Raw genomic sequence first — 16,726 nt, 5'->3', positions numbered from 1 at the left:
GCCGGCAATCGGGGACCGGGGGGAAGTTGGATGTACATGCAACATCTGGAGAGGACCACGTCTGTGACCGACCCGAGTAATCTCGGTTGGCTGCTGGATAACTTCGCGAGCCGCACCCCCGACGTCGCCCATGCCCTGGCGATCTCCACCGACGGCCTCGTGCTGGCCCACACCCGGGCGCTGCCCCGGGACCGGGCCGACCAGCTCGCCGCCACCGGCAGCGGTCTCGTCGCGCTGCTGGCCGGCGCCGCCCGCTTCTTCGAGGCCGGTCAGGTCATCTCCAACGTGACCCAGCTCGACGGCGGGTTCATGTTCTGCATGGCGTTCAGCGACGGCGCGTCGATGCTCGTGCTCGCCTCGCCCAACGCCGACGTCGGCAAGGTCTCCTACGAGATGACCGAGCTGGCCAACCGCATCGGCGACGCGCTGACGCCGGCGGTCCGGGGTCCACTGTGACCGGTCCTGACCGGCGCGGGCGCCCGACCGCCGTCAAGATCATCATCGCGGGTGGCTTCGGCGCGGGCAAAACCACGCTCGTCGGCGCGATCTCGGAGATCCCGCCGGTGACGACCGAGGCCGTCATGACCACCGCCAGCCTCGGGCACGACGACCTCTCGCTCGTGCCCGACAAGGGCAGCACCACGGTCGCGATGGACTTCGGGCGCATCACGCTGTACTCCGACCTCGTGCTGTACCTCTTCGGCACCCCCGGCCAGAAGCGCTTCTGGTTCATGTGGGACGAGCTGTGCCGGGGCGCGATCGGCGCGGTCGTCATCGCCGACACCCGGCGCCTGGCCGACTGCTTCGGGGCGATCGACTACTTCGAGAACCGTCGCCTGCCCTACGTCGTGGCCGTCAACAACTTCGAAGGCGCGGCGCGCTACCACCTCGAAGACATCCGCGACGCCCTGGCCGTCCATCGCAGCGTCCCGATGCTCGACGCCGACGTGCGCTCCCGGGCGTCGGCCAAGGAGATCCTCGTCCGCGTGACCGAGCACGCCCTCGCACAGCGCGCCGGCGCTCGTCGCTAGCCGCTCGTTACCCCCCTCAAGGAGAAGAATGTCCCTGCAACGACGTTTGGTCAGCATTGCGCTGGCCACCGGCCTGGTGCTCATGGGCGCCGGGTGCGCCAAGGACGACGACACGAAGTCCGACAGCGCCGGTGCGGCGTCCACCCTCAAGATCGGCTTCCTCGGCTCGCTCAGCGGCACGTACCAGGCGGTCGGCACCGACCTGAAGAACGGCTTCCAGCTGTACCTCAAGATGCACGACAACAAGCTCGGCGGCCACCCGATCGACCTCAAGATCGGCGACGAGGGCGACGGCGCTCCCACCGCCGTGCCGGCCGCGACCAAGCTCATCAAGGAAGAGGGCGTCGTCGCCATGACCGGCATCGTCGGCGGTGGCTCGGTCGCCGCCGTCGCGCCGCTGCTGGCCGAGGCGAAGATCCCGCTGATCGGCTCCAACGGCCGCCCGGAGCTCAAGGACCTCTCCGGCGTGTGGACGACGAGCTTCATGTCCTCCGACCCGGGCTCCTCGATCGCGCAGTACATCAAGGACAAGGTCAACGGCCCGGTCTTCGCCATCGGCCCGGACTACCAGGGTGGCTACGACGAGGTCGGCGGCTTCACCAACGAGTTCGCGAAGATCGGCGGCACGCTGGCCAACCCCGGCGGCAAGACGCTGTGGACGCCGTTCCCGCAGACGACCAACTTCCTGCCGTACTTCAGCCAGATCAAGTCCAGCGGCGCCAAGGCGGTCTACACCTTCTACGCCGGCAAGGCCGCGATCGACTTCGTCAAGCAGTACAAGCAGTCCGACGTGAAGGACCTGCCGCTGTACGGCGCCTTCATCACCGAGGGCTCGGTCCTGCAGGCCGAGGGCGACGCCGCCAAGGACGTCTACACCGTCTGCAACTACTCGCCCGACCTCGACAACGAGGAGAACCGCAAGTTCGTCGCCGCGTGGCGCCAGGCCTACCCGGACGCCACCCCGACCACGTACGCGATGGCCTCCTACGACGCCGCCGCGGTGCTCGACCGGGCGATCGGCGCGGCCGGGGCCAACCCGACGCCGGCGTCGATCAACGAGCAGGTCGGCAAGCTCGGGCAGATCTCCAGCCCGCGCGGGCAGTGGCAGTTCGGCAAGAACCACGCGCCGATCCAGAAGTGGTACCTGCGTCAGGTCCGCAACGACGGCCGCGCCCTCGCCAACGTGCTGGTGCAGGACCTCGCGACGGTCGGCGCCTAGTCCCTTGGACAGCCTGCTGATCCCGGCGGTCGACGGCGTGGCCTACGGCCTGCTGCTGTTCGTCGTCGCCGCCGGGCTCACCCTCGCCTTCGGCGTGGGTGACGTGCTCAACCTCGCGCACGGGGCGCTGTACGCGTTCGGCGCGTACGCCGCCGCCCGGATCAGCGACGGCAGCTGGGGTTCCCTCGCGCTCGCGGTGCTTGTCGGCGCCGCGAGCGCGGCCCTCGGCGGCGCGCTGCTCTCGGCGATGCTCGTGCCGCTGGCCGGCCGCGGCCATCTCGCCCAGGCGCTGCTCACGTTCGGCGTCGCGCTCGTCGTCGGCGACCGGCTCACCGCGATCTTCGGCAAGGACGATCTCGGCGTGAAGGTGCCGGCCGCGCTGGACCGGGCCGTGCACATCGCCGGGCACTCCTACCCGGGGTACCGGCTGGCCTTCATCGGCGTCGCCGTGCTCATCGCGGCCGGGCTCGCGCTGCTCGTGGCCCGCACCCGCGCCGGCGGCCTCGTGCGCGCCACCGTCGACGACCGCGACATGGTCGCGATGCTCGGCGTCTCCCCGTTCACGGTGCGCACCAGCGTCCTGGCCGGCGCCGGCGCCCTGGCCGGCCTCGCCGGCGCGCTCGGCGCCCCGATCATCGGCCCCGGCCCGCGCACCGCGGACCTCGTGCTCATGCTGTCGCTCGTCGTCGTGGTCCTCGGCGGCATGGGCTCCATCACCGGCGCCCTCGTCGCGGCCATCGCGGTCGGCGAGATCCAGAACGTCGTCGCCCCGAACTTCCCCACGGTCGCCCCGTTCGCGCTGTTCGGCGCCATGGCCCTCGCCCTGGCCGCCCGCGCCCGCGGCCTGCTGCCCTCGGGACGCTCGGCATGAGCGGCACGAAGCGCCTGATTTCGTACCTCGCGACGGCGGCCCTGCTCGCGCTGCTGACCTCGTTCGCGTGGACCCTGAACGACTACGCCAACCAGATGCTGACCCGCATCCTCATCGTCGGCCTGCTCGCCGTCAGCGTCGCGCTGCTCACCGGCGTCGCCGGCCTGCCGACGCTGGGCCAGACCGCGCCGTACCTGGTCGGCGCCTACACCACCGCGACCCTCGTGCACAACGACGTCGACCTCGGCATCGTGCAGCTGCTCGCCGCGGCCGCCGCCGGCGGGCTCTTCGCGCTGCTGACCGCGCCCCTGGTGGTGTACGCCCGCGGGGTCGTCGTGCTCATGATCACGCTGGCGCTCGGCGAGCTGACCTCGACCGTGGCCGCGCAGTGGAAGTCCGTCACCCACGGCACCGACGGCATGCTCGCGTTCGGCAAGGTCACCCCGCTGCCCGGCCTGGCCGAGCTCGGCGACGACCAGTCCGTGTACCTCTACGCCCTCGCCGTCGTCACGGTCCTCGTCGCCGCGCTGCTGCTCGCCCTGCGCTCCCCGGCCGGCGCCCTGCTGCGCGCCACCCGCGACGACCCGCGCCGGATGCGGGCCAGCGGCCACCCCGTCGCCGGGTACCTGACCGTCGCCTACGCCGTCGCCGGCGCCCTGGCCGGCGTGGCCGGGGCGCTGCTGGTGACGATGCAGTCGTACGTCTCCCCGGGCGACGGCGGCTTCGACGTCGCCGCGCTGATCCTCCTGGCCGTGGTCATCGGCGGCTCGATGTCGATGGTCGGCGCGATCGCCGGCGCCGCCCTCGTCGTCGCCACCCGCGACTGGATCGCGAGCGCCGGCCACGCCCCGCTGGTGCTGGGCTGCCTGTTCATCGCGTGCGTGTACCTGCTGCCCAACGGCCTGGTCGGCGACCGCGCCGCCCTGAGCGCCCTGCTGCGCCGCCGCCCGAGACCGTCCCTCATGCCCGGCGGGCGTCGCGGGTCCGGGAGGATGAAGACGCCATGATCCTTCGGCTGGAGGGCCTGGGTCGCCGGTACGGTGACCTGGCCGCCCTCGACGACGTGACCCTGCGGCTACCGCCGGAGACGCCATGATCCTTCGGCTGGAGGGCCTGGGTCGCCGGTACGGTGACCTGGCCGCCCTCGACGACGTGACCCTGCGGCTACCGCCGGAGACGCCATGATCCTTCGGCTGGAGGGCCTGGGTCGCCGCTACGGTGACCTGGCCGCCCTCGACGACGTGACCCTGCGGCTGGAGCCGGGGGAGCGGCGCGCGCTCATCGGCCCCAACGGCGCCGGCAAGACCACGCTGCTCAACCTCGTCGCCGGGGCGCTGCGCCCGAGCGCGGGCCGCATCCACTTCCACGACCGCGACGTCACCCGCACGTCCCCGGCCCGCCGCGCCCGCCTCGGCATCGGCCGCACCCACCAGCACCCGGCCGTCTGGCCGACGCTGACCGCGCAGGAGAACGTCCTCGTCGCCGCCCGCCGCCCGTGGGGCCGGCTGCGTCCCGGCGCCCGCGAGCGCCTCGCCGCCGTGGGCCTGGCCGACCAGGCGGGCACGAGGGCCGGCTCCCTCTCCCACGGCCAGCGCCGCCAGCTCGAGCTGGCCATGGCCCTGGCCGGCGAGCCGACCCTGCTGCTGCTCGACGAGCCGGCCGCGGGTCTCGCCCCGCCGGAGGTCGAGCTCCTGGCCGCCCTGCTCGCCGATCTCCCGCCCGGCGTCGCGGTGCTGCTGGTCGAGCACCACCTGGACCTGGTGTACGGCTTCGCGGACCACGTCACCGTCCTGCACTCGGGCCGCCACGTCCACACCGGCACCGTGGCCGAGACCCGCCGCTCGCCCGAGGTGGCGGCCGCCTACGCGGGGGTGACACCGTGACGCTGACGGTCCAGGGCCTGCAGGCCGGCTACGGCGGCGGTACGGTGCTGCACGGCGTGGACCTCACCGTCCCGCAGGGCACCGCGCTCGCGGTGCTCGGCCGCAACGGCGCCGGCAAGACCACCCTCGTACACGCCGTCTGCGGCCTGCTGCGCCCGCGGTCCGGCACGGTGACCCTCGACGGCGAGGAGCTCGCCGGCCGCCCCGCGCACCGCGTGGCCCGCGCCGGCGTGGCGCTCGTCCCGCAGGGCCGCCGCGTCTTCGCGAGCCTGACGGTCGCCGAGCACCTGCGCCTGACCCGCCGCAAGGGCGACTGGACGGTTCCGCGCATCCTCGAGCTCCTGCCCCGCCTGGCCGAGCGCCGCCGCCACCGCGGCGACCAGCTCTCCGGCGGCGAGGCCCAGATGCTGGCCATCGCCCGCGCCCTGCTCACCCAGCCCCGCCTGCTCCTGCTCGACGAGCCCTGCGAGGGCCTGGCGGTCGACCTGGCCGACCGCGTCCGCGCGGTCATCGCCGAACTCGTCCGCGCGGGCCTGACGGTGCTGCTGGTCGAGCAGCAGCCGGAGCATGCCCTGGCCGTCGCCGACCGGGTGGCCCTGCTCGCCGACGGCGTCGTGGCGTCCACCCACACCGCCGACGACCTCCGCGCCGACCCCACCCTCACCGACCACGTCCTGCGCGTCGCCACCCACGCCTGACCCGCGCCGCGCTCGCCGTGCTGACGGCCGCCCGTCGTGCTGACGGCCGCTCGCCGTGCTGACGGCCGCTCGCCGTGCTGACGGCCGTCCGTCGTGCTGACGGCCGTCCGTCGTGCTGACGGCCGTCCGTCGTGCTGACGGCCGCCCGCCCGTCAGCCCTCGCCGGCCTCGGCCGCCGCGATCCACTCCCGCACCGCGGCCAGGTCGGCCGCGGTCAGCCCGCGAGCGCGTCGAGGAAGTGGGGGGTCACGCGGCGGCGACGGGTTCGGGGGAGGGCTCGGGGTCGGGGGCGGGCCGCCGCCGGGTGGCCAGGACCGAACCGGCCAGGATCAGCGCGAACGCGACCCCCGTCAGCACCGTCACCCGCTCGCCGAGGACCAGCGCGCCGAGCACGACGGCGACCGCCGGGTTCACGAACGTGATGACCGTCGCGCGCACCCCGCCGACCTCCGCGACCAGCGCGAAGAACAGCACGAAGGCGAGCGCCGTGCAGATCACCGCCAGGGCCAGCGCGGCCAGGGCGGGGCGCAGTGAGACGTGGCGCGCCAGGGCCGGCAGCGACGGCACGGCGACGGGGGCGAACATCAGGGCGCCGGCCACGAGCGACGCCGCGGCGACGCCATAGCGGGGTACATCGGACAGCCACCGCTCGATGATCAGCGGCCCGGCGGCGTAGCACACGACGACCCCGCCGAGCTCGAGCAGCGGCACGGCGCCGGTGCCGGCCGCGTGGAAGCCCAGCAGCAGGGCGACGCCGGCGAAGCCGACGAGGAGGCCGCCGACGCGGGCGGCGGTGAGGCGCTCGGCGCCCTTGCCGAAGCGGGCGATGACGGCGGCGACGAGCGGTACGCCCGCGATGACCAGGCCGGTGAACGAGCTGTCGACGCGCCGCTCGGCATCGGAGAGCAGCAGCCACGGCAGGCCGATCTCCACGACGGTGTACACCAGCAGCGGCAGCCACGGCCGCAGGGAGGCGCGCAGCTCGCGGCGGGCGAGGGCGACCGGCAGCAGCAGCACGGCGCCGAGGGCGGTGCGCAGGAAGACCAGCTCGGCGGGGCCGATCTCGCGGACGGCGACCTTGATCAGCAGGTAGGGGATGCCCCACACGACGCACATGGCGCCGAAGAGGACCCAGCCACGACGACTCATACCGCCGATTGCACGCCGGGCCGCGGGGCGGCGTCTTGAACGCTGTTGCGGAATGCGGCCGGCGTGACCCCCGTCACGCGCTTGAACCAGCGCGTGAGGTGGGCCTGGTCGGCGAACCCGACGGCGCCGGCCACGTCGGCGGGGGAGCGGCCGGCGGCGAGCAGCTGCCGGGCGGAGCAGACCCGCTCGAGCACCAGCCAGGCGTGCGGCGGGAACCCGGTCGCCTCCCGGAATACCCGCAGCATGTGGAACGGCGAGAGCTCCACCCCGGCGGCCAGCTCGCGCAGGCTCGGCGCGCAGCGCAGGTCGGCCAGCAGCCGGTCGCGGATCTCGGCGACCTTGCGCGCCGCCGCCGGGTCCGAGGCCCGCAGCGCCCCGGCGGCGTCCGGCAGCGCCCCGTGCCGCTGGATGATCGCCTCGAACGCCCACACGAGCCGCGACTGCGCGGCGAAGACGTCGGCGCCGGCCGTCAGCTCCTCGTGCGCCGCCCGCACCAGGTGCACGCTGCGCGGGTCGGTGACGATCGGCTCCCGGAAGGACGCCCGCGCGTCGCGGCCGTCGAAGAGCATGGCCTCGGTCGGGTACAGCACCCGGTAGGCCCACCCCTCGGGCCGCGCCGCCTGCCCGTCGTGCGGCTCGCCCGGCTCGAGGATGGCGAGGCTGCCCACCCCGGCCCGGCGCAGCTCACCGCGGTAGTGGAACTGCTCCTCGCCGCACGTGACGACGCCGATCGCGTAGGTGACGTGGCTGTGCCGCGTGAACCGGTGCTGCCGGTAGCTGGCGGTGAGCAGGTCGAGGCTGTGCCGGCCGTCGTCGACCCGCGACCACCGCGCCACCTCGCCCATGCTGCGAACCTAGCCCGGCGACGGCCCGCCGGGCCAGACCCCCTGACCCGACCCCTACCAGGTCACCGGCAGCGTCTCGACGCTGCGCACGATCATCCCCTGCTTGAAGCGCAGCTCGGCGTCCGGCACCGCGATCTGCAGCTGCGGCAGCCGGGTCAGCAGCCCGCGCAGCGCCTCCTGCAGCTCCATCCGGGCCAGCTGCGCCCCCAGGCAGTGGTGCACGCCGGCGCCGAAGCTCAGGTGCGACGCGTCGGGCCGCGCGACGTCCAGGACGTCGGCCGTGTCGGCGTACAGCTGCGGGTCCCGGTTGGCGATCGCCACCCCCGGCAGCACGACCGACCCGGCCGGAATGCTCACCCCGCCCAGCTCCACGTCCTCGGTCGTGACCCGCGGCAGGCTGGTCACGGAGTTGCCGAGCTGCACGAACCGCATGAGCTCCTCGACGGCGCCGGGAATCAGCGCGGGCTCCTTGACCAGCCGGTCGCGCTCCTCGGGGTAGCGCCGCAGCGTCAGCAGGATCATGTTGATCTGGTTGGCGGTCGTCTCGTGCCCGCCGATGAGGATGCCGACGCACATCCGGACGAGCTCCTCCTCAGTGAGCTTGTCCTCCTCGTCGCGCGCGGCGATGAGCGCCGACATGAGGTCGTCGGCCGGCGCGGCCCGCTTGGCGTAGATGAGGCCGCCGAAGTACTCGCCCATGGCGTACAGCGCCGCGCCCATGAGCGCCGGGTCGGAGCCCGGGCCGCCCATCATCGTGTCCGACCAGGCGTGAAACTTGTGCCGGTCGTCGGCCGGCACCCCGAGCAGCTCGCAGATGACCTTGACGGGCAGCGGCAGCGAGAAGTTGTCGACGAGGTCGGCCGGCTGCGGCAGGCGCAGCAGCCCGTCGATGAGCTCGTCCACGATCTGCGCCGCCCGCGGCCGCAGCTCCTCGACCCGCCGCGCGGTGAAGGCCCGCACGACCAGCTTGCGCAGCCGGGTGTGCTCCGGCGGGTCCATCCCGGCCATGGACTCGGTGGCCAGGGCCCCGAGCCCGAAGTCGGCCGCGGCGGCCTCCGAGCGCGCGGCCGCGGCCCGGCTGAAGCGCGGGTCGACGAGGACGGTCCGCACGTCCTGGTACCGCGTCACCAGGTAGGCCGTCCCGCCGTCGGCGGTCTCGACCGGGACGACGGCGGCTTCGCGCTGGGCGTCGGCGAGCGCCGGCAGCGGCGCGTACAGCGTGGGCGGTTCGGGCAGGGGAAACGGCAGCGTCGGCATGCGCGCGACGATATCGAAGTTTCTAGATCAATGGTGTCCCTGTGTCCCGTCGGCGCCACGATCCGTCAACTCTCGCGGAAAGTCGACTATCGGCAGGGGTTGTCGGCGATAGGTTCCCGATATATCGTCGAAGTATCAGACAGGGGTTCCATGAAATGGGGGATGCGATCATGAGGTCGCGACAAGGATTCTTCGACGCCGGCGCCTGGCAACGGGGCTTCGGCAGCTTCATCCCGCCCTTCCCGCCCGGCGGTGGCCGCGGTTGGGGGCATCACGGCGGCCACGGTGGCCGCGGCCGCTCCCGCGGCGGGCGCCCCAACGTCCGCCAGGCCGTGCTCGCGCTCCTGCACGAGCGCCCCATGCACGGCTACGAGATGATCCAGGAGCTCGAGCAGCGCACGGGCGGCATCTGGCGGCCGAGCCCCGGCTCGGTGTACCCGACGCTGCAGATGCTCGAGGACGAGGGCCTCATCACGGCCGAGGAGAGCGGGGGCCGCAAGCGGTTCGTGCTCACCGACACCGGCCGCCCGGAGGCCGAGGCCGCGGCGCAGAATGCGCCCTGGCAGGAGTACGGCGACGAGAACGTCTCGCAGGCCCAGGAGTTCCGCGACGCCGCGTTCGGCATCATGGACGCGCTGCGCCAGGTCGGCTTCAATGGCACCAGCGAGCAGCGCGCGCAGGCCCTTGAGGTGCTCACCGAGACCCGCCGCAAGCTCTACGCCATCCTGGCCGACTGAACCGCCCGCGGCACTGAGCCGCCGCCGTGCTGAGCTCGCCGAGGCGTGAGTCGCCGTTCGTCGAGATGGCTCGTCGACATTGACGCAGACCGTCAACATTGACGTCCCGGCGTCAATGTCGACGAAGTTGCAGAGGGCGGCCGGCGGCATCCACACGTCACCACGGTCGCGGTCGCGGTCGCGGTCGCGTGCGGGCTTCCGGGACCGGCCGGCTCATCGCGGTGCCGCGGCGCGCATCGCGGTGCCTCCGTGCTCATGGCGGTGCCGCCGCGCGCTGGGGGGCGCCGGCGGCACCATCACGTCACCACAGTCGCGGTCCCGGGAGCGTGCGGGCTTCCGGGACCGGCCGCGCCAGAAGGAACTGCGCCATGCGTTGGTGGACCATCCGCCCGGCGCCCCAGCCGGAGCCGGCCGCCGCCCCGCCGCCGAAGCCCCCGGTGGCTACGGCCGGCGCGCCGGATCCTCGTTCGGGCCGCCCAGCGCCGCCCAGACCTGGTTGACCGTCTCGAACACCTCGCCGTCCGGCAGCCGCTCCAGCACGTCGAGCACCTCGTCCGGGGCGTTCATCTCCGTCGCGCCGGCGATCAGGTCGTCGCGGTCGCCCGGCAGGCTCGCCTTCGGGATGTACCGGCCCAGGTTGCTGCGCGCCTCCACGTCGTCGGCGGTCATGCCGACCGGCGCGCCGAACGTGCGCGTGCCCTCGCCCCCCGGGTCGACCCGGCGCGCCTCGTCGGCGTCCGCGCGCCGGAGGCTGTCGTCGAGCACGGCGCCGTGCTTGGTGTTCCCTCGCTGCATGGCATCCATGAAAGCGGAGGTACCCGGGCAAAGCTCCCCCAAACGGCTCACCCTCGATTGGAAACCGGCCCCCGTGGGTAGGCAGGTGGACATCCGCCCGATACACCACACCGCCGAATCCCCCCGGCGGACCGGACCGGGCGCTTAGCAGGAGGTGAGCACACGTGGCACGCATCGGGCAGCTGTTCGGCGGTCGCGGCGCGACCGACCGTGACGGCGACGGCGTGGACGACCGGGCCGAGCGCCGCGTCGACCTCGACCGCGACGGCGTGGACGACCGGGCCGAGCGCCGCGTCGACCTCGACCGCGACGGCGTGGACGACCGGGCCGAGCGCCGCGTCGACCTCGACCGCGACGGCGTGGACGACCGGGCCGAGCGCCCCGTCGACCTCGACCGCAAGGGCGTGGACGACCGCAACGAGCGGGTCGTCGACCGCAACGAGCGGGTCGCCGACCGTGACCGGGACGGCGTGAACGACCGCGCCGAGGCCGCGTCCGAGACGCGGACCTGGCGGCTCGGCCGCCGGCACAACGAGGACGCGGCCCGGGAGCCGGCCACCACCGGCACCGTACCCGCGGCCGTGGTCATGGACCGCGACCGCGACACCACCACCATGCGCCGCACGATCGACCGCGAGCCGTCGACCCCGCCGCCCGCCCTGGAGCCGGCGGAGGTCACCGAGCCGGTGCCGGTGCGCCAGGCCCCCGCGCGGGTCAGCCTGCTCGCGACGCTCGGCCTCATCCTCGGCGTGGCCGGGGTGGGCGCCGCGCTGACCGGCCTGCTCGCCCCGTGGGCGATCGCGCTCGGCGCGCTCGGCCTGCTGTTCTCGTTCGGCGGCATCATCGCCGGCGTGCGCCCCAACGTGGCGGGGCGTGGCCTGGGGACGCTCGGCGTGCTGATCAGCGGCACCGCCGTGGTCTTCGCCATCCTCGCCATGACCGGCCAGGTCAGCTGGCTGGACAGCCACACCGACCAGGTCGCGCGGCTCAACGACTGGCTCGACGCCAAGCTGCCCTGGATGAAGGACTGGTGACCCGGTAGGGACGAGGGCGGCCGCGCACCCGGCATCCAGCCGGCGCGCGGCCGCCGCTGTTCGTGCGGCCGCTGTTCGTGCGGCCGCCGCCGCTTCAGTCCAGCACGACGACCGAGCGCAGCACCTCGCCGCGCTCCATCTTGTGGAACGCCTCCTCGACGTCGCCGAGACCGACCGTCTCCGTCACGAACTTGTCCAGCGGGAGGCGGCCCTGCCGGTACAGGTCGATGAGCATCGGGAAGTCGCGGGAGGGCAGGCAGTCGCCGTACCAGCTGGACTTCAGCGCGCCGCCGCGCCCGAACACCTCCAGGAACGGCAGCGTCAGCTGCATGTCCGGCCGCGGCACGCCGACGAGCACCACCGTGCCGGCCAGGTCGCGGGCGTAGAACGCCTGCTCGTACACCTGCGGCAGCCCCACCGCCTCGACGACCACGTCGGCGCCGAAGCCGCCGGTCAGCGCCCGGATCGCCTCGACCGGGTCGGCCTCGCGGGAGTTGACCACGTGCGTGGCCCCGAACTCGCGCGCCCAGGCGAGCTTGCGCTCGTCGATGTCGACGCCGATGATCGTGCGCGCCCCGGCCAGCAGCGCGCCGGCGATCGCCGCGTTGCCGACGCCGCCGCAGCCGAAGACCGCGACGGTGTCGCCGCGCCCGACGTTGCCGGTGTTGACGGCGGCGCCGATGCCGGCCATGACGCCGCAGCCGAGCAGGCCGGCGACCGTGGCGGGGGCCTGCGGGTCGACCTTCGTGCACTGGCCGGCGGCGACCAGCGTGTGCTTGAGGAAGGCGCCGATGCCCAGCGCGGGGGAGAGCTCGGTGCCGTCGGTCAGGGTCATCTTCTGCTTGGCGTTGTGGGTGGCGAAGCAGTACCACGGCCGCCCACGCAGGCAGGCCCGGCACTGCCCGCACACGGCCCGCCAGTTGAGGATCACGAAGTCGCCGGGTGCGACCTCGGTCACGCCAGGGCCGACCGACTCGACGACGCCTGCCGCCTCGTGGCCGAGCAGGAACGGGTAGTCGTCGCTGATCCCGCCCTCGCGGTAGTGCAGGTCCGTGTGGCACACGCCGCAGGCCTGGACCTCGACCCGCGCTTCGCCGGGGCCGGGTTCGGGTACGACGACGGTTTCCAGGCTGACCGGGCGGCCCTTGCCCAGCGCCACCACGCCTTGCGTCTCGATAGGCATGTCCCCCGTCTTATCAGAGAAACGCAGGCCTATCAGAGAATGGCGGCCATGACGGCGGAACGACTGCGACAGGTTGCGAAAGAGCGGTTCGGGTGGGAGCGGCTGCGCGACGAGCAGCTGCGCGCGATGGAGGCGCTCATGGCCGGGCGCGACGCCCTGGCCGTGCTGCCCACCGGGGCCGGCAAGTCGGCCATCTACCAGGTTCCGGCGCCCCTGCTGCCGGGCCCGACGATCGTCGTGTCGCCGCTGCTGGCGCTGCAGCAGGACCAGATCGCCTCGCTGACCGCCCGCCACCACGAGTCGCTCGTCGCCGTGCGGCTGTCCTCGGCCGAGGGGCGCAGCGAGCGCGAGGAGGCCCTCGAGGCGCTGCGGGCCGGCGACGCAGAGTTCGTGTTCCTCACCCCGGAGCAGTTCGCCGACCCCGACCGGGTCCGCCAGATCAAGACGCTCAAGCCGAGCCTGATCGCCGTCGACGAGGCGCACTGCGTCTCCGCCTGGGGCCACGACTTCCGCCCCGACTACCTGCAGCTGGGCCAGTTCATCCGCGAGCTGGGCCGCCCGCCGGTGGTGGCGCTGACCGCGACCGCCTCGCCGCCGGTGCGCGAGGACATCATCGAGCGCCTCGGCATGCGCGACCCCGAGGTCGTCGTCACCGGCCTGGACCGGCCCAACCTGTACCTCGAGTCGGTCCACTGCCCCGACGAGGAGACCCGCCTGCGCCGCCTGGTGGCCCGGATCAAGGAGTCGCAGCCGCCCGGCATCGTCTACGCCCCGACCCGCCGCTCCACCGAGGAGCTCGCCGAGCGCCTGGCCAAGGAGGGAGTCGAGGCCGTCGCGTACCACGGCGGGATGAGCGCCGGCGACCGCGAGCGGGCCCACGAGGCGTTCCTCGCCGACGAGGTGCCGGTCATGGTGGCCACGACCGCGTTCGGCATGGGCATCGACAAGCCCAACATCCGCTGGGTCAACCACGTGTCGCTGCCCGACTCGCCGGACTCCTACCTGCAGGAGATCGGCCGGGCCGGCCGCGACGGGCAGCCGGCCCACGTGCTGCTGCTGCACCGCACCGAGGACAGCGGCCTGCGCAAGTTCTTCACCAGCGTCGGCGTCGACCGCGAGGAGGTCGCCGCCCTGGCCGCCCTGCTGCGCGCGGCCGAGGAGCCGCTGACCCGCGACGAGCTCGAGGAGCGCACCGGCCTCGGCGAGCGCAAGCTGGGGCAGCTGCTGGCCCTGCTGGAGGAGGTCGGCGGGGCGCGGATGCTGCACGGGGGCAAGGTGAAGGCCCCGCGCTGGGCGCCGACCCCGGCCAAGGCGGCCGAGCTGGCCGAGGCGCAGGCCGAGCGGCAGCAGACGGTCTCCCGCTCGCGGCTGGACATGATGCGCGGCTTCGCCGAGACGGAGCAGTGCCGGGGGCGCACCCTCCTGGCGTACTTCGGCGAACACCTCGACGGCACGTGCGGCCACTGCGACAACTGCACGGACGGCAGCGCCGCCGCCGGGCTCGCCGCCGCCGACGATGCGCCCTTCCCGGTGCACAGCGAGGTCCGGCACGGAGAGTGGGGCAAGGGCATGGTGATGTCCTACGCCGGCGAGCAGATGACGGTGCTGTTCGAGCAGGTCGGGTACAAGACCCTGTCCGTGCCCGTCGTCAGGCGGCACCGGCTGCTGCGGAAGGCGTAGTCCCGCGCAGGACGCCGCCGGAGGCGTTGAGGACCTCGTCGAGGTCGGCGGCCGGCAGCGGCCGCGAGAAGTGGTAGCCCTGCGCCTGCGGGCAGTCCAGCTGGCGCAGGCGCTCGGCCTGCTCGGGGGTCTCCACCGCCTCGGCGATGGCCGACAGGCGCAGGCTGTTGCCGAGCTCGACGATCGCCCTGGTGAACGCCATCTCCTCGGCCAGCTCGCCCTCCGGCGTGAACGCCCGGTCGATCTTGAGGATGTCGACGGGCAGGTGCCGCAGGTACGCCAGCGACGAGTACCCGGTGCCGAAGTCGTCCACGGCGATGCGCACGCCCTCGGCCCGCAGCGTGTGCAGCAGCGCGGTCACGTCGCCGGTCGACGGCCCGGCCGAGACGAGCACGGTCTCGGTGATCTCCAGGATGAGCGCCGAGCCGGGCAGCCCGGCGTCGCGCAGCGCCGAGATCACGGTGGCGGCGAAGTCGGGCTCGCGCAACTGCCGGCCGGAGACGTTGACGGTGACGCAGATGCCGAACCGCTCGTGCCACGCCCGCACGTCCCGGCACGCCCGGCGCAGCACCCACGCGCCGATCGGGACGATGATGCCGTACTGCTCGGCGACCGGGATGAAGTCCAGCGGCGGCACCGGCCGCCCGTCGCGGGTCCAGCGCAGCAGCGCCTCGACGGCGGTGACCCGCCCGGTGTGCAGGTCGACGACCGGCTGGTAGTTGACCGTGAACTCCTCGCCGGCAACGGCCCGGCGCAGGTCGGCGGCGATGCGCATGTGCTCGGTGCGCTCGCTGGCCAGCCTCGGCTCGTAGGCGGCGAGCCGGTTCTTGCCGGCCGCCTTGGCCGCGTACAGCGCCAGGTCCGCGTTGCGCAGCGCCTCGGCCGGCGTGGTCGGGGTGGCGAACAGCAGCGACCCGACGCTCGCGGTCACCGACAGCTCCCGCTCGTGCACGAAGACCGGCCGGTCGAGCTCCTCGATCACCTGTTGCCCGGCGCGGGCGACCCGGGCGGCGGTGGCGTCCTCCATGAGGATCGCGAACTCGTCGCCGCCGAGGCGCACCAGCGTGTCGGAGTTGTCGACGACGCCGAGCAGCCGGGCCGCGACCTCGATGAGCAGCGCGTCGCCGGTCGGGTGGCCGTAGGAGTCGTTGACGTCCTTGAACCCGTCCAGGTCCAGCAGCAGCAGCCCGTGGGCGGCCGACGTGCGGGCCAGGGCGTGCTCGAGCCGCTCCTGCAGCAGCGCCCGGTTGCCCAGGCCGGTCAGCGCGTCGTGCAGCGCCCGGTGGCTGAGCTGCTGGCGCAGCGCCTCCTGCTCGCGCAGCGCCTCGCCCAGGGCCGCGGCCTGGGCGTCGAGGTCGGCGACGCGCCGGTTGGCCAGGCGCACGAGCTGGCTCAGCCGGGCGATGAGCAGCACCACCGTCACCATCGACGTGGCCAGCGGGATGAGCACCCACCAGCGCGACGGCAGCGGGTCGGCGACGAGCAGCATGGTGATGGCCACGACCGGGCCGACGAGGGCCAGCACGGAGTACAGGTAGACCCGGTGCCGCGGGATCACCAGCTGCGCACGCTCCGGCCGGCCGGACGCCTGCGCCATCGTGGGGTGCAGGGCGGCGGTGCCGATCAGGATGTACGCGCACAGGTACAGCACCGTGGAGACGCTGTCCCCCTTGGGGTTGCCCGTCCAGGCCAGGGCCGCGTAGAAGACGACGTCGCCGGTGATGACCGTGCACAGGGCGAGCGACACCAGCGCATGGGCGGCGCTGCGCACGTTGCTGGTGAAGATCATGCGGGCGGTGACCACGACGAGGACGAGGTCGAGCACGGAGTACGTCAGGTAGCTCGCGCCGTGCCCGGCGTCGACGTGCTGCTCGAACAGCAGCGGGTGCACGATGAACGTCCAGGACAGCGCGGCGACCCCGGAGGCGACGATCCCGGCGTCGATGAACCGCTCGGCCCGCGGCCGGTCCGGGTCGGGCCGCACCCAGGCGAGCGTGCCGAGGGCCATGAGCAGGTACGACGCCAGGAACGGCAGGTCCTTGACGGCCGGCGAGCCGACCCGCCCGGCGACGGCGTACTGCACCGCCCAGGCGAACACCGCGGCGACCGTGCACCACAGCGCGGCGGCGAAGATGCGCCAGCTGTGCGGCTCGGCCGGCCGGTAGCGGCGCACCCCGGCGGTCACGGCGACGGCCGCGGACGCGCCGACGAGCGTGTACAGCCCCTGCCGGGCCATCACCGGCAGGAACCCGCCCGCGGCCACGGCGGCGAGCCCCCCGGCCGCATACCAGCGCCATGCGGCCATCGAACTCCCCGGTTTTCACTGGAACGGCTGACGTCCTAT

16 protein-coding genes are annotated in these 16,726 nt (G+C 73.7%); 10 read left to right on the top strand and 6 right to left on the bottom strand.

The features are described 5' to 3' along the window. The first annotated feature begins 36 nt into the window (after positions 1-36). The 7 genes from ACQEVU_RS39690 to ACQEVU_RS39660 all read left to right on the top strand — a co-directional run bounded on the left by ACQEVU_RS39690 (position 37) and on the right by ACQEVU_RS39660 (position 5,702). Entirely contained in the window at positions 37-456 is a 420-nt protein-coding gene (locus ACQEVU_RS39690; protein ID WP_433335254.1) for a roadblock/LC7 domain-containing protein, read from the top strand. Next, positions 453-1,031: a GTP-binding protein gene (locus tag ACQEVU_RS39685; protein WP_433333005.1), complete on the top strand. Its 579-nt coding sequence runs from the start codon at positions 453-455 to the stop codon at positions 1,029-1,031. Before ACQEVU_RS39690 ends, ACQEVU_RS39685 begins: the two co-directional genes overlap by 4 nt. A gap of 28 nt (positions 1,032-1,059) precedes the next feature. Further along, entirely contained in the window at positions 1,060-2,250 is a 1,191-nt protein-coding gene (locus tag ACQEVU_RS39680) for an ABC transporter substrate-binding protein (protein ID WP_433333003.1), read from the top strand. Between the two features lie 4 nt (positions 2,251-2,254). Further along, positions 2,255-3,121 carry a branched-chain amino acid ABC transporter permease gene (locus ACQEVU_RS39675; RefSeq protein ID WP_433333001.1) on the top strand — a complete coding sequence of 289 codons (867 nt, stop codon included), beginning with the start codon at positions 2,255-2,257 and terminating at the stop codon, positions 3,119-3,121. Continuing rightward, positions 3,118-4,128: a branched-chain amino acid ABC transporter permease gene (locus tag ACQEVU_RS39670; protein ID WP_433332999.1), complete on the top strand. Its 1,011-nt coding sequence runs from the start codon at positions 3,118-3,120 to the stop codon at positions 4,126-4,128. Before ACQEVU_RS39675 ends, ACQEVU_RS39670 begins: the two co-directional genes overlap by 4 nt. A 174-nt stretch (positions 4,129-4,302) precedes the next feature. Then, positions 4,303-5,004 carry an ABC transporter ATP-binding protein gene (locus ACQEVU_RS39665; protein WP_433332997.1) on the top strand — a complete coding sequence of 234 codons (702 nt, stop codon included), beginning with the start codon at positions 4,303-4,305 and terminating at the stop codon, positions 5,002-5,004. Next, positions 5,001-5,702, top strand: coding sequence for an ABC transporter ATP-binding protein (locus ACQEVU_RS39660; protein ID WP_433332995.1), 702 nt, complete (start codon positions 5,001-5,003; stop codon positions 5,700-5,702). Before ACQEVU_RS39665 ends, ACQEVU_RS39660 begins: the two co-directional genes overlap by 4 nt. Positions 5,703-5,948: 246 nt before the next feature. Here ACQEVU_RS39660 and ACQEVU_RS39655 read toward each other — a convergent pair whose 3' ends face one another. From ACQEVU_RS39655 to ACQEVU_RS39645, 3 genes are read right to left on the bottom strand one after another with little or no spacing between them, the layout of a single operon-like run. Further along, positions 5,949-6,851: a DMT family transporter gene (locus tag ACQEVU_RS39655; RefSeq protein ID WP_433332993.1), complete on the bottom strand. Its 903-nt coding sequence runs from the start codon at positions 6,849-6,851 to the stop codon at positions 5,949-5,951. After that, entirely contained in the window at positions 6,848-7,696 is an 849-nt protein-coding gene (locus ACQEVU_RS39650; RefSeq protein WP_433332991.1) for a helix-turn-helix domain-containing protein, read from the bottom strand. Before ACQEVU_RS39650 ends, ACQEVU_RS39655 begins: the two co-directional genes overlap by 4 nt. Positions 7,697-7,750: 54 nt before the next feature. Next, positions 7,751-8,953, bottom strand: a complete 1,203-nt coding sequence (locus ACQEVU_RS39645; protein WP_433332989.1) for a cytochrome P450 — start codon at positions 8,951-8,953, stop codon at positions 7,751-7,753. Between the two features lie 170 nt (positions 8,954-9,123). Between ACQEVU_RS39645 and ACQEVU_RS39640 the strand changes: the two genes are divergently transcribed. After that, on the top strand, positions 9,124-9,690 hold the full coding sequence (locus ACQEVU_RS39640) for a PadR family transcriptional regulator (RefSeq protein WP_433332987.1): 567 nt from the start codon (positions 9,124-9,126) through the stop codon (positions 9,688-9,690). Between the two features lie 441 nt (positions 9,691-10,131). Here the strand turns inward: ACQEVU_RS39640 and ACQEVU_RS39635 are convergent, their stop codons facing one another. After that, positions 10,132-10,485, bottom strand: a complete 354-nt coding sequence (locus ACQEVU_RS39635) for a DUF2795 domain-containing protein (protein WP_433332985.1) — start codon at positions 10,483-10,485, stop codon at positions 10,132-10,134. A gap of 164 nt (positions 10,486-10,649) precedes the next feature. Between ACQEVU_RS39635 and ACQEVU_RS39630 the strand changes: the two genes are divergently transcribed. Beyond that, the gene (locus ACQEVU_RS39630; RefSeq protein ID WP_433332983.1) at positions 10,650-11,519 is read left to right on the top strand and encodes a hypothetical protein; all 870 of its coding nucleotides are present in this window, start codon (positions 10,650-10,652) and stop codon (positions 11,517-11,519) included. Positions 11,520-11,613: 94 nt separating this feature from the next. Here the strand turns inward: ACQEVU_RS39630 and ACQEVU_RS39625 are convergent, their stop codons facing one another. Continuing rightward, on the bottom strand, positions 11,614-12,702 hold the full coding sequence (locus ACQEVU_RS39625; RefSeq protein ID WP_433332981.1) for an S-(hydroxymethyl)mycothiol dehydrogenase: 1,089 nt from the start codon (positions 12,700-12,702) through the stop codon (positions 11,614-11,616). Between the two features lie 48 nt (positions 12,703-12,750). Here ACQEVU_RS39625 and ACQEVU_RS39620 point away from each other — a divergent pair, with 48 nt between their 5' ends. Next, positions 12,751-14,382, top strand: a complete 1,632-nt coding sequence (locus tag ACQEVU_RS39620; RefSeq protein ID WP_433332979.1) for a RecQ family ATP-dependent DNA helicase — start codon at positions 12,751-12,753, stop codon at positions 14,380-14,382. Here ACQEVU_RS39620 and ACQEVU_RS39615 read toward each other — a convergent pair. Next, positions 14,351-16,687, bottom strand: coding sequence for a putative bifunctional diguanylate cyclase/phosphodiesterase (locus tag ACQEVU_RS39615; protein ID WP_433332977.1), 2,337 nt, complete (start codon positions 16,685-16,687; stop codon positions 14,351-14,353). The genes ACQEVU_RS39620 and ACQEVU_RS39615 overlap by 32 nt on opposite strands. Between the last annotated feature and the right edge of the window lie 39 nt (positions 16,688-16,726).

The organism is Dactylosporangium sp. CA-139066, from assembly GCF_050936175.1.
In the GTDB taxonomy this organism is placed as follows: domain Bacteria; phylum Actinomycetota; class Actinomycetes; order Mycobacteriales; family Micromonosporaceae; genus Dactylosporangium.
Note: the sequence above shows the minus strand (reverse complement) of the source record. Positions and strands in the feature narration are given on the sequence as shown.